Genomic DNA, 21,279 nt, shown 5'->3' with positions numbered 1-21,279 from the left:
CTATATATTGAACATATCGCGGAAGTAATGAATGATGAAATCCATAAGAGTGTAAAAAAAACACCTTTGATTATTTTTCACACAATTTCACTCGGGAAAAATTTAACGAAAATTATAGCAAAACCCTTCTATTTAGATAGAAGGGTAAAGTTTCCTTTAAATCTTAGCTTATCCATTTTATCAAAAAACAATAGAAAGAAACAAGATTTTTCTAAAAGAAAGAGAACAAGGTTGCTACTCAGCCAATAAATGGAATATTTTTAACACTTTCCCTAATAAAATGACTCCGCTTATTCATTATGGTCTTTTTGTAGAACCGACTACGGCAGTTCTTTGTTTTACATATTCATCTAACATAGCTACAAATTTTTCAAAGGCAAACCACACAAAGCAAATGCTTGCAGTAAATGCTACAATGTCCAAGCTTTCTAATTGCCCTATCACTGGTTGGGGAACGATACTGTTTAAGAAAACCGTATAGAAAATTTCCCCCTGTGCGATCGCTATAAATAATAAGCCAATTCTAATTAATTGCTCTCTTATCAAAAAAATTGTCATTAGGCCTAATATTAAAGATAATTTCAATGTGGGATGGAACATCACCCAAACAGGGTCATACAATTGAAACAATCTAAAAGTTACATAAGATGTCGTTAATATTAAGCTAATACTTAAAGAGTAGAGAATTGACTTCTTTTTAATATGAGAGATTAGATAATAACCGTATCCTAGACAAAATAAGATGCCACTATTTACTTCCATAGCACCAACATTAATATACTTATTTGAAAATATTATGAGCAATAATAGTGCAATTGTAATCCTTATACGCTTCTTCGTTTTATCTAACATAAAGGTCGTATAAATCCAACCTATCCAAAAGATCCAGTAAAAGTAAACACCTTCCATAATGCAACTCCTCCACATCCATTATAGGAAAATAATAGAGAAAATAATCAAAGTAATAAAAATTTCTGATAATTCATGGTTTTTACTCATTAATCAACTGTATAGACTCCCTAATATTACAAACTATAGATAATGGAAGGATGGTGATAAAATGGGTAAAGATCGTCAAGAGAAAAAATTGCGGAAAGCAGGAAATGTTGAATCCGACCGTGATCAAAGTCTCGAAAATGCAGGTGCTACTAAGTTAGAGGGACCAGAAACTGCAAAAAAACGGCAACGCTAACTGCATTTAAGAAAAGCGCCTATCGGCGACAAGCCAATGTTCTGTCAGATTAAAAGTACGCTCTCCACTTTTATATCGAGGAAAAAGTGGTGTTACTTTTTCTCTAGCAGGATATTTGACCTCGAGTCTACTCCTTTACACCTTTTGACGAGTAACCGCAGGAGCAGATAGCGCCTGAAGCTAAACATCAACTACTAAAAACGGTTATGCTCTTTTTAAAAAATGCAAAAAAAGAGGTAGACAACGTCGTCACCTCTTTTTTTTGATATGCTTACCCAAAAATGCATACTGTATTTTCTAATGTGGATAGACTCTTTGAGCGTAATTTTTTGTAGGGATTCCTCTTTGTTTTAACCAATGGAATGTTTCTCCACTAATTATAAGTGGCACTTTTCTTAGATCATCAATTTTCTTTATCCCTAAGGCAGCCATTACCATCTTTAATTCGTAATGTAATTGCTCCACTGTAAACTGTAACCCTTCAGGACCATTTTGATGTAACTCTTTTAAAAACATACCAGCTACACCTACCGCAGACGAGCCTAAACTTAGTGCTTTTGCAATATCTAAACCAGTCTTAATTCCACCTGTCCCGATAACAGAGATAAACGGTTGTGAAGTTTTCACTTCACAAATCGATGCTGCAGTTGGGATGCCCCAATCGTTAAAGAGTTCAAAGGACTGCGCTCGGCGATGGTTTTCTATTCTGGCAAAATTTGTTCCTCCAGAGCCACCAACATCGATTATATTTATTCCAATGTTAGCTAGCTTTGTCGCGGTTTCTCTACTCATTCCAAAACCTACTTCTTTTACGATAATTGGAACAGAGAGGTGCTCGACAATATCCCTCAGTCTATCTAGCACACCAGAAAAATGACGGTCACCTTCAGGCATAACAAGCTCTTGAACGACATTTAGATGAATTTGCAAAGCATTAGCCGCAACCATTTCTACTGCTTCAATCGCTTGACTAACTGTTGTCTCACTTCCAATGTTACTTATTACAATTCCAGAGGGATTTTCTTCTCGTACTACTTCAAAGCTAGCCCGTTCCTTAGAGTCTTTAATCGCCGCCATTTGCGAACCAACAGCCATTGGCATATTATACTTCCGGGCAACCTTTGCAAGCTCACGATTAATATCACTTGTACGTTCGCCGCCCCCACCCGTCATCGCATTGATAAAAATTGGCGAACTCAGGAATAGTTCGCCAACTTTTGTCTCAATTTCTACGTTATCAACATCAATGTTAGGTAGGCTTTGATGAACAAACTTAATATCATCGAACGAATGAGACTCCTCGCAGGAAAGCTTTAAAGTATGCTCAATATGTTCAATCTTTCTTGATGTTCTATCCAAAACATTCACCTACTATTTAAACTTTTTTAGTTGGTCCCCAATGACATCAGCTAGAGAAAAGCCACTAGTTTCTTCATCACGCTGGTAATTTTCTGTAGGAATATCCGCCTTTTCCTGAGCTTCTAAAAGTTCACGAATACTCAAAGAAATTCGTTTTTCGCCAACATTTACATCTAAAACCTTTGCTTTAACAACTTCACCTTCTTTTAGCGCTTCACTAGGAGTCCCGATGTGACGGTTAGCAATCTGAGAAATGTGTACCAGACCCTCAACCCCTGGCGCCACCTCTACAAAAGCGCCAAAAGAAACAAGGCGTTTTACTTCTCCCTCTACAACATCTCCAGGTTTGATATTTTGGGCAACTTCTTCCCATGGACCTGGCAACGTGTCCTTAATAGATAATGAAATACGGCCATTATCAAGGTCTATCGATAGTATCTTTACATTAACTTTATCACCCTCGTTAAGTATTTCTGAAGGAGATTCAACACGGCGATGTGCCATCTGGGAAATATGTACTAGCCCATCAACTCCACCAATATCAATAAAAGCACCAAAATTAGTTAAACGTTGTACAGTACCTTCGACAATCTGACCTGGCTTTAATTGCTCTACCGCTGATTTCTTTTGTACTTCTACTTCTTCATCTAAAACTGCACGTTGCGATAAATCAACTTATTAGCATCTTTTTCTAATTCAACAACTTTCAACCTTAACGTTTTCCCTTTATAATCTGAAAAGTCTTCTACAAAATGCCTTTCTACCATGGAAGCTGGAATAAATCCTCTAATTCCTACATCGACAACCAGACCACCTTTGACAACATCAGCAACCTGAGCCTCGAATACCTCTTTCTTATCAAACTTTTCTTGAAGTTCTGACCATGCTTTTTCCGCTTGGACAGCACGCTTCGATAAAACGATTTCCTCGTCAGAAACCTTAATCACTTTTAATTCTAACTCTTCCCCAACAGTAACAGCTTCAGTTGCCTTTTCAACATGAAGACTAGACAGCTCACTGATAGGAATAATTCCATCTACCTTATAGCCAACGTTTACATAGACAACCTTGTCTTCTACTTTCGTCACCGTTCCTGTAACTACTTCGCCTTCATTAAACATTTTCACTTGAGTCATTTCTTGATTCATTTCTTCTGACATCAACAACTACCTCCCTCAACCCCTGTAAATTTAGATCATTTTAAAAAAGCTAGTGCACCAGCTTTTCTTATACTTTAATTCTTTAATAAAGGCTCTTTTCGTAAACATTGTGGCTCTATAGACAATTTATTCAATAAATAACCCATATATCAGCGATTAAAACAGGTTGAATGTTAGAAAAGATGTCCGAGACCTTGATATATCATGTCGCTACTACTAGTTTATAAGCAACAATCTTTGATAAAAACAGCCTTAATAAAATATTTTAAAGTATAAAAGTTTTATAAATATCTTTCAGATTTTCGAAAGTTATTTAGTTAGTTATTTATTGTTTATGATCTGTAATTAGTTGTGCAATTGCTTCCATTATATAATTAGTAGCTTCTTCTGAAGAAGCTTTCGCAGCTCTTAGTTCATCAAATTTAGAGGTTTTCCATAGACTACTTTTAATGGCTGAAACAGCTTATATGGACCAATAATAGCGCTAGGAATTACCTCCGCCTCTGTTTTAAAGCAAAGAAACCGACGCCTGCTAATCCCTTTTGCAATACACCAGTTTTACTTCTAGTTCCTTCAGGAAAAATCCCGAGGATATCGTTTTCTTTTAGGATCTTTAACCCCTGTCGTAACGCTTGTTTATCACTCATTCCGCGTTTTACAGGGAAAGCATTGAGCTTCGGGATTATTGACTTTAAAATAGGTGCTTCAAAAAGCTCTGCTTTTGCCATATAATGAATCGGCCTCTCAAGAAAAGACCCTAAAAAAGGAGGATCCAATAAGTGAATATGGTTACAACAAAGTAACACACCTTTATCCTTTGGGATATTTTCTTTCCCAATTACCTCGACTTTATAAAGAGAAGATATATAACCTCGACATAGGGCCTGTCCTATTCTGTATAAATTCATGATAATTTTGTCCTTTCGTCAACGATCTGTAAAATTGACGAAACAACTTCGGGAATCGATAAATTTGTAGAATCAATCTCAATAGCATCCACAGCTTTTTTTAAAGGAGCTGTTTCCCTTTCTGAATCACGTTTATCCCTTAACGCAATCTCCTGTTTTAATTGCTCAAAATCTGTGTCAAAGCCCTTAGCAATATTTTCTTCATATCGTCTTCTTGCTCTTTCTTCTACAGTTGCTGATAAGAACACTTTTACCTCTGCATTAGGTAAAACAGCGGTTCCGATATCACGACCATCCATGACTGTTCCACCATAAGCAGCCATGATTCTTTGTCTCTCCAACATCTCAAAACGTATCAAACTATGACTAGCAACAAATGAAACAGAATTCGTTACTTCTAAAGACCGTATTTGCTCTGAAACATCCTCGCCATCAAGATAAACCTTGGCTGTTGAGGTAAGTTCAATCTTTGTGTTCTCAAGTAAATTAGCAAGCAATTGCTCATTTTGAAGGTCGACTCCATTTTCAATTGCCTTGTAGGTAAGGGCTCGATACATTGCTCCAGTATCTATATAAATAAATTGAAGCTTTTCAGCTACAAGCTTTGCTACTGTACTTTTACCTGCACCAGCTGGTCCATCAATTGCTATATTAATCTTATTCTTCATTAGTACACCTCTATTTCTGCATAACAGAGATACTTCCCCTCAAGGTAGTCTCTACTCTATCGTTATTATTTAGTTGAAGTTAAATACGTGCTCACAATGTAGAGCTCTTTTCTTTTGACCACAGCCTAATACAACTAAGGTAAATATCACTCTGAGCAAACTACTTTTCTCCTAAATACCTTTAAATATAATACCATATTGTAGTAAGTTGGTCTAATGTTTCCATCGTGCGCATTGCGTACTCGAGAAAGACTCCTTCTGAAAAAATCGTCCTACTTAAATAGGGCGATAGTTCTTTTTTATAAAGAAGGATTTGAGCCAGAATTAAAAAGAAAAGTTGTACAAAAGTTACCTTAACTAGAATAGATTCGTACTTTTTTAAATAATCCCTCACTTAAACTAACTCCTTTACATACCAAGTTATGGATATTAATTAAGGGTAGTTTAATTCAGATAACGTTGTTTTATTCTGGTATTCCTTTTTTTCGTAAATAAAGTTGTCGTTCAAAACAATATCGAATAATTGTTTGCCGATCATTTTCATTGATATCAATAAATTGAATAGATGCTTTTTCACGTGGACTATCTTTCGTTGAGATTATCCGGATTACATGGCAATTAACTTGTATGTATTTCATCTCTCCCGTTGACATTTGTAAAGAAAGCCAGCATTTTATTTCTTTTCCAACTGGGAGGTTATGATTTTTTGGCAAAACAAGAGCTAAACCGCCACCACTAATATCAGCTGTCATTGATACAAAAGGTGGAAACTCATGATCCTTTGGATGGACGGCAACATCTAATGAGGCCTCTACCCTTACATGCTGTCTTCTTTGAATTCTTAGATATTTATCTTTACCAGGGTCGTTAATAATTAGCATCGGTATTTGGCCTTTTTTTCTTGCTAATAATTGCGTTTTAAATAAGTAAACAGCCTGATCCTTCCCTATGAATGATGCATTAAATTCTGTACCATCATGAAAAAAACCAACTTTTTTTGTCCGATCGTTAATTGGATAATCAATGAAAAGGAAGTCTTTGACACGATCAACTAATCTACATTTAAATCGCTGCTTTTCCTCTTCACTATGACCCTCAATATCTAAATAAATCGTATCACCGATATTTAGCAAGGTTACTACTTCCCTCCACCGTTCTATTTGCTAGATAAAATATTTCTACTTAATATTAGCAAAAAAATCCTGATCCGAATAGAAGGAAAGATACTTTTTTCTACTTTAATAAATTTTTCAACTCCTTATTCCCGCTATAAATTTCTATATGCAGTAACGTAAAACAAGTTTAAAACTACATATAGATAACACAGCTTAATTTAGATCATTATGAAATTCATTCACTTTATAGTAAGAAAAAACCATTAGTAAGCCTAATGGTTTTTTCTGAACTTTTTTATTCTGATTTATAAACCGGTTCTGCATTTTTTAGCTTTTCAATTTTTTCTTCATTACCAGTTTCTGCATTAATAAATATTCTGTAAGTATCATTGTTAATTACACCAAAGAATTCATAAGTTAATACTTCCTCACCCAAATCATTCTTGATTATCGCTACATGATGCTCCATGACCTCAAGAGAAGGATTTAAGTTTTCTTTAGCTTCTTCCATGGTGAGTTTCGGTGCAGGAACATCTCGTTCTTGATGGTTTGTTAGATAAGCAGATGCCTCATAACCAATAATCTCTCCATCCTGTAAAGATACTTCTACGACAATCGCATCAGGATAAATTCTTACGTTATCTTTTAGGTAAGCGAAATTAAATACACCAACAGCGTTATATTGCTTACTATCTACTAATTGCATATCACTAATATCATTTTTTTCCAACAATTCTTTTGCACGTTCAGAGGCTTCATTTAAGCTGATATTTACTTCACCAATCTGACGGTCTTGTAACAGCCAAATTGGATGGCCACCTTTTTTGGAAATGTCCATAAAGATGTTTGCCTCATGCTCAGGATCATCTATTCTCACAGCATATGCTTGATAAGCAAGCCCTTCACCCGTTTCTTCAACCTCTACTTCTACGTTTTCTAACTCACAAAATCTTAAAGCAATTTCTTTTGCCTCTTCTGCAGTGATCTCTTCACCGTTCAATCTTTCTTTTAGCGCTTCATCATTTGCCTGTAATTGTGGTAAATCAGCGCCCCAATCAACTTCACTGAACCCACCTACCTTTTCATTGACAATGTGAAATCCATTAACGATCGCATTATTTAAAGGTTCATCCTCAGAGGCGAGTGCTAATTCTACGTCCATCCAACGTAGATTATCATTTAAAACCATTGACTGAACCTTTCGCATTTCATTCTGAATTTCCCCACTTTGGTCATATAGGCTTTGCAGCGTCTCATACTCACTTTCTGATAATGGTTCATTGTCCAAATCTCTAACAGCATTCCGATAACTAAAGTTACCAACTTTATAAAGATATTCTTCCGTTTTGCTAAAAGGCATTAACGTTAGTGGCAGTTGCCCCAAGTTTAGTTGTGCCATAGAAGTTAATCTCCACACATCTGCTAAAGAAGGTGAAAGATGTTCTCTTGAATTCATGGCCAGAGTGGCTCCAATTTCGTCATGAAGTTGATCTAAATTATAGGTTAAGTCGTGGAACGCTCTCTGATAGGTGTTTTCAGCTTTAATTAATATTGAATTTTTCTCTTGATGCTCCTGGTAACCCCAATAGCCTGTTGAAACAACAGCTACTGCTAAAAATGCTAATAAAATCGTTCGTATCATCTATCTCACCTCCAATTATTTACAGAAAATATGTTTGCCTATTTTTTTAATCTGTGGTCTAGTCCAAATCCAACCAGAAGTTGCGGTATCTGGGTTAAAATAATACAAAGCATTCCCAGATGGATCTTGGCCATTAATAGCGTCTAATACTGCCCGACGTGCGGTTTCATTTGGCTCTAAATAAATCTGTCCATCGGCAACTGCTGTAAACGCTCTTGGCTCAAAAATGACACCAGATGGAGTATTCGGAAAGGTTGGACTATTTATCCGGTTTAAAATAACAGCAGCTACAGCAACTTGACCAATATATGGTTCTCCACGAGCTTCCCCATAAACTGCTTGCGCCATTATTCTGATATCATTTTCCGAAAATCCTGGTGGTACGTTGATCGCTTCTTCAACATTTGGGCCCTCGTCTTCGATCTCAGTTAAAGGTTCTTCCTCGGGTACAGGATCAGTCTCAGGTGTAGCTCCTGGTGAACCTGGTGCTGGTGTTCCTTCAGGTGTTCCTGCTTGCCCTGGTGCTGGGGTTCCTTCAGGTGTTCCTGTTTGCCCTGGCGCTGGGGTTCCTCCAGGTGTTCCTGCTTGCCCTGGTGCTGGGGTTCCTTCAGGTGTTCCTGTTTGCCCTGGTGCTGGGGTTCCTTCAGGTGTTCCTGTTTGCCCTGGCGCTGGGGTTCCTCCAGGTGTTCCTGCTTGGCCTGGTGCTGGGGTTCCTCCAGGTGTTCCTGCTTGGCCTGGAGTTTCTGTAGGAGCTCCTCCTTGGCTACCAGGTGTTGGGCTAGGTTTCTGTTTTTGTTTCTGCCTTCTTGCTTGTTCTAATGGTGGAATACTACTTCCTTTAGGACCACTTTGGTTTTTCCTTGGATCTGGTCCATAGTGAGTAAATTTCCTACCCTCATAAAATTGTTTGTGTACCCATTCATAGTCATACTCAGTACTTTTCTCTAACATTGCTTTCATTTTAGGTCCAACAAGACCATCTACTTCTAAACCAAATTCATCTTGATACTTTCTTACTGCCCAATATGTTCCCCATCCGTAAACTCCATCTATGGTTCCATTATAAAACCAATAAATTGAAGTCTCGATTGTAGCTCTACTACATCATCTCCAGTTGCGCCTCGTTGAATAATTTGATCTGAAAAGGCGTGGACTTGTGTTGCTGGATAAAATGTCGAGAATGCAATAAAGCATATCATGATTATAAGAGGAATTCTTCTTACGGTCTTATTCATGTAGTTATACCTCCCTATAAAATTACATTTTTTCATTTTGCTGAAAGATAACGATAGTGTTTGTCTTTTACCAAGTTTTATACAAAAAACCCTTTTTTCCTCATAAAATGAAAAAATAGAAAAGCAGATACACTCGTTAACCATAGCGAATTTCATTGTAATTCTCTGAAAAGAACTATAGTAATGCCCAGTCAAAACAAAAAACGTCACTTCAAGTGACGTTTTTATTTTGATTTATTCTACATTAAAATAACGACCTTCTGGATGAGCAAAAACCATTGCAGACACAGATGCTTCTGGGTCCATCATGCATTCCTCAGAAAGATTAATTCCAATTTCCTCAGGCTTTAGTAACTGAAAAAGTTTCTTTTGGTCTGATAGTTCCGGGCATGCCGGATACCCAAATGATACCCTGATACCTTCATACCTAGCAGAAAATCTATCCTGCATCGTTAGCTCTGGATCATCTGGAATTCCTAACGAATTTCTCATTAAATGATGAAGATGCTCAGCAAAACCCTCAGCCATTTCTAGAGCTAAAGCTTGAAGAAGATGACTTTTTAAATAGTCCCCCTTATCCTTCCAATCTGTTGCTCGTTCCCTTACACCAATACCAGCAGTCACCACAAAAAATCCGACATAATCCATTTCGCCACTTTCTTTAGGGCGAATAAAATCAGCTAAACATAGATACGGATGTTTTTTTTGCCGTGGAAAGGTAAATCGCTCAATTTCTGTCGAACTATTAAGTGGATCAAAAATAATAATATCATTCCCCTCAGATTGAGCTGGGAAAAATTGATATATCCCTCTGGCAGTAAGCAATTGACGATCGACAACTTCTTGAAATAATTCATCAACTTTTTCTTTTAATTGAACCGCTTTTTCATTTCCTTCTTTTAATAATCGCTCAACTTTCCCTTTTAAACCAAGATGTTTTCCTAATAAGGTTTGGAAATTTATATAGGGTTTGATATACGATAATTTATAATCCATATAGGAATGCTTGTTCAGATCCTGTGGAATTGAGACACTATTATTCATTGAAACGGCAGACCGCTTTGGAATCGTATAGCCTTCCTCTTGGTCATCTATAATTGGTAACGCTGTTGGTTCTATGTCAGTTTTAGTTGTATTTCTCTTCGGTACAACCGTTTGGTGAAAGAGCTTGTTGGCGATCTCTAATCCATTCATTGCGTCTTTTGCATAAAATACATTCCCATCATATTGATCCTGTATTTTCGTTTCCGTAAACTTTCTCGTGAGGGCTGCCCCACCTACTAAGATTGGGATTGAAATTTTCTGTTCCCTTAGATCGGCTGCTGTTAGGACCATTTGTTGTGCAGACTTTACCAGCAAACCAGATAATCCGATTGCGTCTGGATTCTCTTTTTTAACAGCTTCTATTAATTCATTGGATGTCACCTTAATTCCGAGATTCACAACTTTAAAACCATTATTACTTAAGATAATTTCAACCAAATTTTTGCCAATATCATGGACATCGCCTTTAACAGTGGCTAGTAGTATTTTTCCTTTACCACTGTCATCTTTCTTTTCCATAAACTGCTCTAAAAATTGGACTGAGGCCTTCATGACTTCAGCACTCTGTAAAACTTCTGCAACGATTAATTCGTTATTGTTAAATAGCTTTCCAACCTCGTCCATTCCTGCCATTAATGGACCATTAATAACCGCTAACGGTGATTCGTATTTTCGTAAGGCAAGCTCAAGGTCAGGAATTAACCCTTCTTTTGTCCCTTCAATAACATAACCTTGTAAGCGTTCTTCGAGCGATAAGTTTGTTTGAGGTTGCTTCGCTACTTTCTTTTTTCCTCGATAAAACGCGGTGAATTCTGCTAGCACATCATCATTTGTTTCAAATAATACTTTTTCAGCTAGCGATCGTTCTTCTTCTTTAATCGATGCAAAACGCTCTAATTTTTCTGTGTTGACAATCGCATAGTCTAATCCTGCCTGCGTACAGTGATAAAGAAACACAGAATTCATGATCTCTCTTCCTAGTGGTGGTAATCCAAACGAAACGTTGCTTATCCCTAAAATGGTCAAGCACTCTGGAAGCTTTTCTTTTATCAATCGAATTCCTTCGACTGTTGCTTTGGCAGAGCCTATATATTGCTCATCACCAGTTCCAACAGGAAATACAAGTGGATCAAAAATGATATCCTGTGGTCTAATTCCATAACGATTTACAAGAAGATCATACGATCTTACAGCTACTTCAAGCTTGCGCTCTGCAGTTACTGCCATACCTACCTCATCTATTGTTCCAACAACGACCGCTGCCCCGTAACGATGAATGATCGGTGTAACACTTGCAAATCTTTCTTCACCGTCCTCCAAATTAATCGAGTTTATTACTGCTTTTCCTTGGGAGTATGTTAACGCTCGATCAATTACCAACTCATCAGTAGAATCAATCATTAATGGCACTTTCACCTTGTTCACAACATAAGGCAAGAAGTTTTCCATATCTGTCACTTCTTCACTATCAGGATCTGCTAAACAAATATCGATGATATGAGCACCTTTTTTAACTTGGGCTCGAGCAATTTCTGAAGCTTCTTCAAATTTCCCTTCTTTAATTAATGTTTTAAACTTTCGTGAACCGATAACATTTGTTCGTTCACCCACAAATAGCGGGCGCATCGTTTCGTCATAAATTAAAGGCTCAATACCACTTAATGCATGTGTGTGCTGATTGGAAATTTTTCTTGGCTTAATACCTTTTATTGCTGCACGGATCGATTTGATATGTTCAGGCGTTGTTCCGCAACACCCACCAACAACGTTCAGCCAGCCCTTTTCGGCAAATTGTTTAAGCTTGCGAGCTAACATCTCAGGGGATTCATGATAATGACCTTCCTCATCAGGTAAGCCTGCATTTGGGAAACAAATCACAGCTGTTGAGGAAAGATTAGCTAGAGAACGAAGATGGTCTTGCATGAATTCTGGACCTGTAGCACAGTTTAAGCCAACGACACTAGGGTTCATATGTTCAATTGACAAGTAAAAGGCTTCGATATTTTGTCCAGCTAATGTTGTCCCCATCGGTTCAATCGTTCCTGAAATCATTAACGGTACACGCTTTTCTACCGTTTCAAAAGCTTGTTCAATCCCTATATAGGCAGCTTTAACATTTCTTGTATCTTGACTCGTCTCTACAAGAAGAAGATCGACGCCTCCTAACAGCAACCCATATGCCTGTTGTTTATACGCTTCAATTAAATCTTCAAATGTTGCCCCACCTGTGACAGATAATGATTTTGTTGTTGGCCCCATTGAACCTGCTACAAAACGAGGCCAAGTTGCTGTGGAATAGGTATCAGCAGCTTTTCGAGCAATTTCTGCAGCTTTTTGGTTTATCTCTACAGCTAAATGTTGAAGATCGTAATCAGCTAAAACGATATTTGTTGCACCAAATGTATTTGTTTCTATAATGTCTGCACCCGCTTGTAAATAAGCTACATGAATATCTAAAATGACCTTAGGTGAAGTTAAATTTAAATATTCATTACAACCTTCGTATTCTTCACCACCAAAATCATCAGCATTTAAATTTTTATTTTGCAACATCGTCCCCATTGCACCATCTAAAACTAAAATATGACTTTGGAGACGTTCCTGAAATGTTTGAACTATCATCTAATCTATCCTTTCATGCTCGCCTTTTTAATTGGTGATCTTTTTGGGTTCTAGTTGCAGGTTTTTCCAATTCCAATACTTTGTTAATTCAACAGTCATTTCATAACGCAAAAATGGTGTAATTAAATACAAACCGTTAAAATAACGATGAACCTCATCAATTAACTCTTTCGCTATTTGTATTCCTTCATAATGCGAAGCTTCGAGATCACCTGATACACGCGCCATACGTTCTCTTGTTGTTTCGGTTAATTTTATACCTGGAACTTCATTATGAAGAAATTCCGCATTTTTACTACTTGTCAAAGGCATAACTCCAAGATATATCGGTACTTTAATATGTTTTGTTACCCTATAAATGTCTGCAATCTGTTCTTTAGAAAATACCGGTTGGCTCAAGAAGTAATCAGCACCGCACTCTACCTTTTTCTCCATTCTCTGAACCATAGGCTCAAGATGATTAACATTTGGATTAAAGGCAGCTCCTATAGAAAAATTCGTCTTCGCCCCGAGATCTTTGCCAGAAAACGAAACACCGGAATTCATTTGTTTAATCAGCCTAATAAAATCAAAAGAAGCAAGATCATAGACAGAGGTTGCCCCAGGAAAGTCACCAATTTTTGTTGGGTCACCAGTTACAGCTAGTAACTGATCGATCCCTAGGGTGTGAAGCCCCATTAAATGTGATTGTAAGCCAATTAAATTACGATCACGACAGGTAATATGCACTAGTGGTCTGACGTTGTAATCTCTTTTAATGATTGAGGCTAAAGATAAGTTACAAATTCTTGGAGACGCTAGTGAATTATCAGCTAATGTTACAGCGTCAACACCTGCCTCCTTTAACTCCTTAGAACCTTCTAGAAAGCGCTCCGTATTTAGTTTTTTCGGCGGATCGAGCTCAACGATTACTGATTTTCTAGTGCTAGCAATACTAGCAAGTGATGCTACTTGCTCCTTATGAATAACAATTACCGACTGCTTTTGTTTCACTTTTACTCTTTTTTCTTTCATTGGCTCTCTATTTCGCACAGCCTCGGCAGCTGCTCTAATATGATCAGGTGTCGTCCCACAACAACCACCGATCAAGCGAACGCCCTGCTCTACAAACGACTTAGCGCTATCACCAAAATACTTTGGATTCGTTTGATAAACGAGTCTACCATCTTTATAATCTGGCAAACTTGCATTAGGGTAAGCTGATAGAAAGGCTTTTTTCAATAATGGAACTTCTTCAAAGGATTGAAGCATATGAAAAGGTCCCATCCTACAATTCATTCCGACGACATCAGCTCCTAAGTTTTCTAAAGCTGTTAATCCATCTTTTAAGGAAATTCCACCATGTAAAACTCCTACTTCATCGAGAGAAACATGGGTAATAATCGGCAGCGTTGTTTTTTTTCTGGCTATTGATAAACAAGTAGAAAGTTCTTCAAAATCGTAGAATGTTTCAAATAACAAACCATCAATCTCAGACTCTAAGAGATTATTCATTTGTTCTTCAAAGCTTTGAACAATCTCTTGTATGGATTGTGCTCCTTTTTGAAATCCTCTAATCCCACCGATTGTTCCTACAACGTAAACAGCCTTCTCTCCTGCCGCGGCTCTAGCACAACTGAAAGCCGCTTCATTTATACTAGCTACTTTATTTTCTAATCCATATCTAGACAACTTTATCCTATTAGCTGCATAAGTGTTAGTTTGAATAATTTGACTTCCCGCTGTTATATAAGCCTCATGAACTTCTTGAACTCTTGTTGGATCGGATAAATTTAATTCCTCAAAACAGCGATCTAATCCTTTTAAATAGAGAAAGGTTCCGATAGCTCCATCACCTATTAACGTTTTTGTTTCCAAGTCTTGCAAAAAACCCATCGATCTCTTCCTCTCTCTATCTTAATTAAAGGCTCTTTTCATAAACATTGTGGCTTTTTGGACAACACTCAAAAATAAACCACATTCTTGGTATCCAACCTTTTATGTTAGAAAAGACGCCACAAAAACCTTGATTTTAACTATTTTATAGGCAGCAATTTTTGAGAAAATAACCTTGTCGAAAAAATTGACTTCATCATTGCGGCAAAAAGAAGTTCTTGAAGTATTCAAAAAGAGTTATCTCTACAGTTTCAAAAAATCACCTATAAACGATCAAGAGCCTGCTCAAAGTCAGAAATAAGGTCATTCACATCTTCTAACCCCACAGATAGCCTTAACAATCCATCAGTAATTCCACGCTTTAGACGTTCTGCTTCCGGCATTGAACCGTGGGACATCGTGGCTGGATACGACAAAATCGTTTCTACAGCCCCTAAACTCACTGCAAAAACAGGAAGTTTCACCTTTTCAACAAAAGATTTCGCCTGTTGTCTAGTAGAGAACTCAAACGATAAAACAGCTCCATGACTTGAAGACTGTTGATCTTGAATGACTTTTCCAGGGTGATGTTCTAATCCGGAATAATACACAGTCTTTATCTCTTTACGTTCATAAAGCCAGTTGGCAAGTATTTGCGCCGATTGTGAACTTGCTTTCATTCGTACATGTAAAGTCTTTAGACCACGTAAAACTAACCAACTATCTTGGACACCTAAAATAGCTCCAAAAGAATTTTGCAAAAATGCTAATTGTTCACCTAGCTCCTCGTCTTTTACAACTGCAAGCCCAGCAACAACATCACTATGTCCCCCTAAAAATTTCGTGGCACTGTGAAGAACTACATCAACCCCTAGCTCTAATGGTTTTTGGAAGACCGGAGTTAAAAATGTGTTGTCACAAAACGTTAAACACTTATTAGTCTTGGCAATCTTAACGATAGATTTGATATCTGTAATTTTTAAGGTTGGATTTGAAGGAGTTTCAATATAGATTAGTTTCGTATTTGCTTTTAGCTTGCTTACAACTTCCTCTAGATTTGTCATATCAACAAAAGTATGCTCAATCCCAAATTTTGATAAAACTTGAGTAACGAAACGATAAGTCCCTCCATAGACGTCCTCGGTAATTAACACGTGATCTCCTTTCGACAGGAGCATAAAAGCAGTTGAAATGGCTGCCATCCCTGAAGAAAAAGCAAAGCCACGGATGCCGCCTTCTAGATCAGCAATGACTTCTTCAAGTGCTTTTCGAGTCGGATTAGAACCTCTTGCATATTCATAGTTTCCGAACTTATCGAAAGAATATTGATGAAATGTTGATGAATGGTGAATCGGTACACTTACCGCTCCCGTTTCCTGATGCACTTTGTGCTCATTGTGTAAAAGCTTAGTTTGAATTCTATATTGTTCACTCAAATGTAGAACCTCCTTCTTGAAGACTTGCCAAGCCTTGTGCTAAGTCATCTATTAAATCTTCTTTATTTTCAATCCCTACAGAAAATCGTAGCAGTCGTTTACAAACGCCGTTCTTTTCACGAAGCTCTTCAGGAATATCTGCATGCGTTTGAGTTGTTGGGTAGGTCATTAAGCTCTCAACCCCCCCGAGACTTTCAGCAAAAGTAATTAACTTTAAACTTTGCAACAATTGATTTACCCATTTGGCATCTTTAATCCGAAAAGACAACATACCGCCCCGTCCAGGGTATAAAACGTCCGTAATTAAAGGATGTTCACTTAGGAATTTGGCAATCGCTTTTGCATTTTCTTCATGCTTCTCCATTCTTAACGCTAATGTCTTCATACCTCTAATTAATAACCACGAGTCAAATGGAGATAATGTTGCGCCAATCCCGTAATGAAAAAAACCAATTCTCTCGCATAACGCTTCCCCTTTAGCAGTGACTAAGCCGGCCAAAACATCATTATGCCCACCTAAATACTTGGTTGCACTATGAATGACAATGTCTGCCCCTTCCGCTATTGGTCTTTGAAGATATGGTGTATAAAAAGTATTGTCTACGATCAGTAATAAATGATATTTTTGTGCGAATTCACTCACTTGGGCAATACTCATTTCCTGCATTAGAGGATTTGTTGGGGTTTCAATGAAAATTGCTTTCGTCGCCTCAGTAACCAAAGAATCTAATTTCTGGTAATTTTCCCCGTCCCAATAACGAAACGATATCCCCCAGTGCTGCCATCCTTGCTGAAAAAGTCGATATGTACCACCGTATAAATCTTGACATACGATTATCTCATCACCTTGCTTAAAGATAGACATAACTGTTTGAATGGCAGCCATACCAGAACTACATGCAAAGCCACGATCACCGCCTTCTAAAAGTGCGATTCCTTCTTCTAAGATATGTCGAGTCGGATTACCAGTTCTACTATAATCATACCCCGTTGATTGCCCTATACCTTCATGGCGGTAGGCAGTCGAAAAATATACCGGTGGATTGATTGCACCTGTTTTGTTATCACTTCTATTTCCTAGTTGAACTAAATCAGTTTCCAAATGCTTATAACCCATTGCTGACTCTCCTTCTCCTGTTACCGTTTTAACTATTAAATAATTTTAATAGGCTGTTCTCGCAAAAAAGCTGTTTAACATGCACCACCTAGTATCTCTTGACCACCCTTACTACGTTTTCATTCATCCTTAAACCAGTTCAGATTTGCTTTAATAAGAGGGATCTAAGTATAAAAAAAACTTCTTCCTAAAATTAAGAAGAAGTTGCTGAATACAGTAGGCTCCTTCTTATCTTCCAAGCTTGAAAACCACTTGATGGATTTAGCACCTGACCTTTTAGGCTGGTTGCTGAGATTTCATAGGGCCACGTCCCTCCATCTCTCACGATAAGAATTGTTAAAATTTTTAATTATGTGATTATTAAAGTACACTATTTTTAAAATAATTGCAAACATTTTTATTCAAGTCTTGCATCTACTTGTAAAGTTTCTTCATTTCCACATATACAACGTTTAAATCCAGTTTCATAATTCCCCTCTTTATTTAACTTTCCTCGCAAAATAAACTTCTCACCACAATCATGACATCTAACAGTTACTTTATATCTTTGTTTTGTTTGAAACAACGCCCTCACCTCATTATTAATCAATGTCCTCTACCTATTTATGCCCATTCTAGTAGATTTTTTTCACTTTCCCGAGAGTTTTTTTGAGGTTGTTTTATTAGCTAGCTTTACTTTTTTTAAGGCCAACCACCATAAAAAAATCATAAACGGTAGCATCATGTACACCCAGTATCGTTGAACATATAGAATATAATCATACGTACCGTGTAATAACCAAGGGATGATAAAAGAGAGTACCAAGAGCTTTCTCCTCTGTTTTTGATGACTAAATTTTGCCTTTCCTAAATAATAACCCATTATAACCCCAAATAAAGCATGGCTTGAGACTGGCAATAAAGCACGGACAAACGCTTGATCAACACCATAAGCTAATAAATAAAAGACATTTTCCATTGTCGCAAAGCCTAAAGAAACACTCACTCCATAAACAATCCCATCATAGTGCTGATTAAATTCGGCGTGTTTATAGGCAATATAAAATAAAATAAACCATTTAAAAAATTCCTCAAATAACCCAGCAGAGATAAAAGCCTGTGAAATCGGGGTTAATAATAACCCTTCTTCCTTAAAGGCATATTGGATTACAAGGACAGGAAATACTAATAAAACCCCAAAGATAAAGCTTCGTAATACCATTCCAAGGGGCTCAGAATTGTATTTATCTTTTAGATAAAAAAAACAAAGTAGAGATAGACTAGGAGCCAAACTTGCAAAAATGATACTAAACATTATCTTTAGCTACCTTCCTTCTTTTCTTTCTATTCCCCAATCGTAACATGTTTTGTTTTCAGATGAGAAGTAAAAAAATAACAAAGTTCTCCCGAATTTATCATTTTTGGCCAGAAGACCCCCAACTTCAAGGAGTTTACGAGTATGTGGGGGATGAATGGCTATTTTTTTCAAAAACAGAACATACGATCTTATTTTGTGGTATAATATGGTTAGAGAGTGAGGTGAAAAATATGGTTGTTAAGAAAGCCTATAAATTTCGTATCTACCCAACAAAGTCACAACTAGAGCTTATCAATAAAACCATTGGAAGTGCGCGTTTCGTGTTTAACTTCTTCCTTGCCAAGCAAAAACAGAAAGATGCCTATTGGTACATCGTGGAAGAAATGAAGCAATCCGGGCAGCTTCCTACAAATGCTTGGAAAGGTGAATTCTTTTAAAAATACGACTCGGTAAAAATGGTTCGTTTGTTAAAGAAACAGTACCCATTTCTAAAAGAAGTTGATAGTATTTCTCTCCAAAAATCCGTAGAAAACTTAAATAATGCGTATACTCGCTACTACAAAAAACAAGCCAAAGCGCCTCGGTTTAAGTCAAAGAAGAACAAGGTTCAGACATACACAACAAAACAAACCAATGGGAACATCATGGTTTTGGATCGTTGCATCAAGTTACCAAAACTAGGACTCGTTCGTTTTGCGAAAAGTCGTGAAGTGAACGGGCGAATTATAAATGCGACGATTCGGCGCAATCCAAGTGGTAAATACTTCATTAGTATTTTAGTAGAAACAAAGGTCGAAAAGCTGCCTGAAACCTATTCATCTGTCGGTATCGATGTCGATCTTAAAGCTTTTGCGACTCTTTCGGATGGTACTATCTATCAAAATCCGAGGTGGTTTCATTCGCTTGAACAAAAATTAGTAAAGGCTCAACAAATCCTTTCCAGACGAAGCATCGGTTCATCGAACTGGTACAAACAACGAAAAAAGGTCGCTCTGATTCATGAAAAGATTACGAACGCTCGTACAGACTTCCTACACAAACTTTCAACCATTCTTGTCAAAAACCACGACATCATAGGGATGGAAGATCTTTCGGTTCAAAACATGGCAAAGAATAAAAACCTTTCCAAGGCCATTAGTGAAGCTTCATGGCATCAATTTCGTCAAATGCTTGAATACAAAGCAAGGTGGTATGGCAAACAAGTAGTAGTAGTCGCTAAAAACTTCCCAAGTAGTCAGCTGTGTTCGTGTTGTGGCTACAAGAATAAAGACGTGAAACATCTGGCGTTACGTGAATGGGAATGTCCATCATGTAAGAGCTATCACCAAAGAGATGTAAACGCAGGAATGAATCTTCGTAATGAAGCATTACGATTAACTGTCGGGACGACAGGGATTGCCTAATCAATTAGATACCATTAGGTGTCTTTACTTAGGAAGCCCCCACTTCAAATTTTCGTTAGAAAATTAAGTGGCGGGTAGTTCACAACACAATTACGAAAACAGCCTTACCGAAAACATAGAATGGTCTATGCTTTCGGTAAGGCTGTTTTCAAAATTCGTGACCTTAATAATAAACTGACTTTTCACGTCTAAGTATAGAGAAAATCATCATGTAGCAACGAAGTTTTTGTACTTCCTATTGGAATTTACCGACAATATTTTCATTGGCCAATAGCAAAACAAATAACTTTATTCGCGCTTTTTTGCTATCCAAATCTCCACCTAAAATAACTCCAGCTTTATAAAGATCATAGGCACTACCAAGATATTCATACGTCGGATACACATAGCCTTCCTCACTCGCTGTCGTAATAACAATAGTAATTCCACTATGTACTGCTTCAATTATCGCGTTCATCATTAATGGCGAAACTTGTCCTCTCCCTGTTCCTTCAAGGACAATTCCATTTACATTGGCAGCAACCGCAGCCCGGATAAATTTATCATCGGCATTTAGGTAGCTCTTGATTATATCTACTGTAGGTAAGTCTTTTCGATTTACAATTTGATATACTTCTCTTGTTGTCGGTTTTTGATATAAATAGACTTTATCATTGTCAATAATTCCTAGATAACCAAATCCAAATGCATTAAACCCTTGGATATTTGAGGCATGTTCTTTTTTTACATATTTAGCAGCAAAAATACGTTCATTGAAAACAACAACCGTTCCGACACCGATAAGTTGATCATTACACGCAGTGTAAATGGCATGTCGTAAATTTATAAATGAATCGCTCCCGATTTCATCTGGAGACCGTTGAGAGCCAGTAATGACTACTGGGCGATCATCTGTTACGGTTAAATCTAAAAAGTAGGCAGTCTCCTCTAGGGAATCAGTCCCATGAGTGATCACCACTCCATTAACCGCCTTGTCCTCAAAAATTTGTTCAATCTTAACCTTAATATCCACCAAATCCTCAATGGTAATGTGCATACTAGGCTTTTGCAGAATAGAGATTACTTCTACTTCTATATCATTTGGTATCCCACATATCTTTGCTAATTCATTTCCTGTTAGTTCCCCGGCGACTAGTCTACCTTCCTTATTAGGCTTACTTGCTATCGTTCCTCCAGTGGCTAATAACACAACTTTTTTCATTGGCCCACAACCTTTTATATGATTTC

Annotated in this window: 16 protein-coding genes, 4 pseudogenes and 1 riboswitch; of the genes and pseudogenes, 2 read left to right on the top strand and 18 right to left on the bottom strand. The window is 37.3% G+C overall.

What is annotated here, in order from left to right:
• Positions 1 to 297: 297 nt before the first annotated feature.
• Positions 298 to 909 carry a YphA family membrane protein gene (locus tag H1D32_RS15135; protein ID WP_261179114.1) on the bottom strand — a complete coding sequence of 204 codons (612 nt, stop codon included), beginning with the start codon at positions 907 to 909 and terminating at the stop codon, positions 298 to 300.
• Between the two features lie 151 nt (positions 910 to 1,060).
• Here H1D32_RS15135 and H1D32_RS15130 point away from each other — a divergent pair, with 151 nt between their 5' ends.
• Complete coding sequence (locus H1D32_RS15130) at positions 1,061 to 1,192, top strand: YpzI family protein (protein ID WP_261179113.1); 132 nt, start codon at positions 1,061 to 1,063, stop codon at positions 1,190 to 1,192.
• 297 nt (positions 1,193 to 1,489) lie between these two features.
• Here H1D32_RS15130 and fni read toward each other — a convergent pair whose 3' ends face one another.
• The 16 genes and pseudogenes from fni to prsW all read right to left on the bottom strand — a co-directional run bounded on the left by fni (position 1,490) and on the right by prsW (position 18,646).
• The gene (gene fni, locus H1D32_RS15125; protein WP_261179111.1) at positions 1,490 to 2,551 is read right to left on the bottom strand and encodes a type 2 isopentenyl-diphosphate Delta-isomerase; all 1,062 of its coding nucleotides are present in this window, start codon (positions 2,549 to 2,551) and stop codon (positions 1,490 to 1,492) included.
• A 12-nt stretch (positions 2,552 to 2,563) separates the two neighbouring features.
• Positions 2,564 to 3,711: pseudogene (rpsA, locus tag H1D32_RS15120) on the bottom strand (30S ribosomal protein S1).
• A gap of 325 nt (positions 3,712 to 4,036) precedes the next feature.
• Positions 4,037 to 4,619 (bottom strand): annotated as a pseudogene (locus H1D32_RS15115) (lysophospholipid acyltransferase family protein).
• Positions 4,616 to 5,287 carry a (d)CMP kinase gene (gene cmk, locus H1D32_RS15110; protein ID WP_261179108.1) on the bottom strand — a complete coding sequence of 224 codons (672 nt, stop codon included), beginning with the start codon at positions 5,285 to 5,287 and terminating at the stop codon, positions 4,616 to 4,618. The pseudogene H1D32_RS15115 and the gene cmk overlap by 4 nt, the downstream one beginning before the upstream one ends.
• A 181-nt stretch (positions 5,288 to 5,468) precedes the next feature.
• Positions 5,469 to 5,681: a DUF5359 family protein gene (locus H1D32_RS25455; RefSeq protein WP_396126205.1), complete on the bottom strand. Its 213-nt coding sequence runs from the start codon at positions 5,679 to 5,681 to the stop codon at positions 5,469 to 5,471.
• A gap of 70 nt (positions 5,682 to 5,751) precedes the next feature.
• Entirely contained in the window at positions 5,752 to 6,420 is a 669-nt protein-coding gene (locus H1D32_RS15105) for a flagellar brake protein (protein ID WP_261179107.1), read from the bottom strand.
• 277 nt (positions 6,421 to 6,697) lie between these two features.
• On the bottom strand, positions 6,698 to 8,044 hold the full coding sequence (ypeB, locus tag H1D32_RS15100; protein WP_261179106.1) for a germination protein YpeB: 1,347 nt from the start codon (positions 8,042 to 8,044) through the stop codon (positions 6,698 to 6,700).
• A gap of 15 nt (positions 8,045 to 8,059) precedes the next feature.
• Positions 8,060 to 9,004, bottom strand: coding sequence for a cell wall hydrolase (locus H1D32_RS15095; RefSeq protein ID WP_261179105.1), 945 nt, complete (start codon positions 9,002 to 9,004; stop codon positions 8,060 to 8,062).
• Positions 9,005 to 9,046: 42 nt separating this feature from the next.
• Positions 9,047 to 9,097 (bottom strand): annotated as a pseudogene (locus tag H1D32_RS15090) (hypothetical protein); the annotation flags it as partial.
• Positions 9,094 to 9,279, bottom strand: a complete 186-nt coding sequence (locus H1D32_RS15085; protein ID WP_261179104.1) for a peptidoglycan-binding domain-containing protein — start codon at positions 9,277 to 9,279, stop codon at positions 9,094 to 9,096. The gene H1D32_RS15085 and the pseudogene H1D32_RS15090, both read right to left, overlap by 4 nt.
• A gap of 234 nt (positions 9,280 to 9,513) precedes the next feature.
• A complete protein-coding gene (gene metH / locus H1D32_RS15080) occupies positions 9,514 to 12,945 on the bottom strand; it encodes a methionine synthase (protein ID WP_261179103.1) in 3,432 nt (1,143 codons plus the stop codon).
• A gap of 27 nt (positions 12,946 to 12,972) precedes the next feature.
• Positions 12,973 to 14,820: a bifunctional homocysteine S-methyltransferase/methylenetetrahydrofolate reductase gene (locus H1D32_RS15075; RefSeq protein ID WP_261179102.1), complete on the bottom strand. Its 1,848-nt coding sequence runs from the start codon at positions 14,818 to 14,820 to the stop codon at positions 12,973 to 12,975.
• A gap of 263 nt (positions 14,821 to 15,083) precedes the next feature.
• Positions 15,084 to 16,235 (bottom strand): cystathionine beta-lyase, encoded by a 1,152-nt coding sequence (gene metC / locus H1D32_RS15070; RefSeq protein WP_261179101.1) that lies wholly within the window; start codon positions 16,233 to 16,235, stop codon positions 15,084 to 15,086.
• Complete coding sequence (locus tag H1D32_RS15065) at positions 16,228 to 17,352, bottom strand: methionine biosynthesis PLP-dependent protein (RefSeq protein ID WP_261179100.1); 1,125 nt, start codon at positions 17,350 to 17,352, stop codon at positions 16,228 to 16,230. Before H1D32_RS15065 ends, metC begins: the two co-directional genes overlap by 8 nt.
• A gap of 225 nt (positions 17,353 to 17,577) precedes the next feature.
• Positions 17,578 to 17,685, bottom strand: a riboswitch (SAM riboswitch).
• A 64-nt stretch (positions 17,686 to 17,749) separates the two neighbouring features.
• Positions 17,750 to 17,917 (bottom strand): hypothetical protein, encoded by a 168-nt coding sequence (locus tag H1D32_RS15060; RefSeq protein ID WP_261179098.1) that lies wholly within the window; start codon positions 17,915 to 17,917, stop codon positions 17,750 to 17,752.
• Between the two features lie 63 nt (positions 17,918 to 17,980).
• Entirely contained in the window at positions 17,981 to 18,646 is a 666-nt protein-coding gene (prsW, locus tag H1D32_RS15055; protein WP_261179096.1) for a glutamic-type intramembrane protease PrsW, read from the bottom strand.
• 233 nt (positions 18,647 to 18,879) lie between these two features.
• On the opposite strand from prsW, the pseudogene tnpB reads away from it, so the two are divergent.
• Positions 18,880 to 20,052 (top strand): annotated as a pseudogene (gene tnpB / locus H1D32_RS15050) (IS200/IS605 family element RNA-guided endonuclease TnpB).
• 235 nt (positions 20,053 to 20,287) lie between these two features.
• Here the strand turns inward: tnpB and H1D32_RS15045 are convergent.
• Complete coding sequence (locus tag H1D32_RS15045) at positions 20,288 to 21,253, bottom strand: asparaginase (protein ID WP_261179095.1); 966 nt, start codon at positions 21,251 to 21,253, stop codon at positions 20,288 to 20,290.
• Positions 21,254 to 21,279 lie beyond the last annotated feature (26 nt).

It is taken from the genome of Anaerobacillus sp. CMMVII (assembly GCF_025377685.1).
In the GTDB taxonomy this organism is placed as follows: Bacteria; Bacillota; Bacilli; order Bacillales; family Anaerobacillaceae; genus Anaerobacillus.
The sequence above is the reverse complement of the archived record's forward strand: the minus strand, read 5'-3'. Positions and strand labels throughout refer to the sequence as shown.

What these genes read in the sequence shown, in the direction of transcription:
- H1D32_RS15065 (WP_261179100.1), bottom strand. Translation starts at nt 17,352, where the DNA reads ATGGGTTATAAGCATTTGGAAACTGATTTAGTTCAACTAGGAAATAGA.
- H1D32_RS15130 (WP_261179113.1), top strand. Translation starts at nt 1,061, where the DNA reads ATGGGTAAAGATCGTCAAGAGAAAAAATTGCGGAAAGCAGGAAATGTT.
- prsW (WP_261179096.1), bottom strand. Translation starts at nt 18,646, where the DNA reads ATGTTTAGTATCATTTTTGCAAGTTTGGCTCCTAGTCTATCTCTACTT.
- metH (WP_261179103.1), bottom strand. Translation starts at nt 12,945, where the DNA reads ATGATAGTTCAAACATTTCAGGAACGTCTCCAAAGTCATATTTTAGTT.
- H1D32_RS15085 (WP_261179104.1), bottom strand. Translation starts at nt 9,279, where the DNA reads ATGAATAAGACCGTAAGAAGAATTCCTCTTATAATCATGATATGCTTT.
- H1D32_RS15135 (WP_261179114.1), bottom strand. Translation starts at nt 909, where the DNA reads ATGGAAGGTGTTTACTTTTACTGGATCTTTTGGATAGGTTGGATTTAT.
- H1D32_RS15095 (WP_261179105.1), bottom strand. Translation starts at nt 9,004, where the DNA reads ATGAAAGCAATGTTAGAGAAAAGTACTGAGTATGACTATGAATGGGTA.
- H1D32_RS15075 (WP_261179102.1), bottom strand. Translation starts at nt 14,820, where the DNA reads ATGGGTTTTTTGCAAGACTTGGAAACAAAAACGTTAATAGGTGATGGA.
- cmk (WP_261179108.1), bottom strand. Translation starts at nt 5,287, where the DNA reads ATGAAGAATAAGATTAATATAGCAATTGATGGACCAGCTGGTGCAGGT.
- H1D32_RS15045 (WP_261179095.1), bottom strand. Translation starts at nt 21,253, where the DNA reads ATGAAAAAAGTTGTGTTATTAGCCACTGGAGGAACGATAGCAAGTAAG.
- ypeB (WP_261179106.1), bottom strand. Translation starts at nt 8,044, where the DNA reads ATGATACGAACGATTTTATTAGCATTTTTAGCAGTAGCTGTTGTTTCA.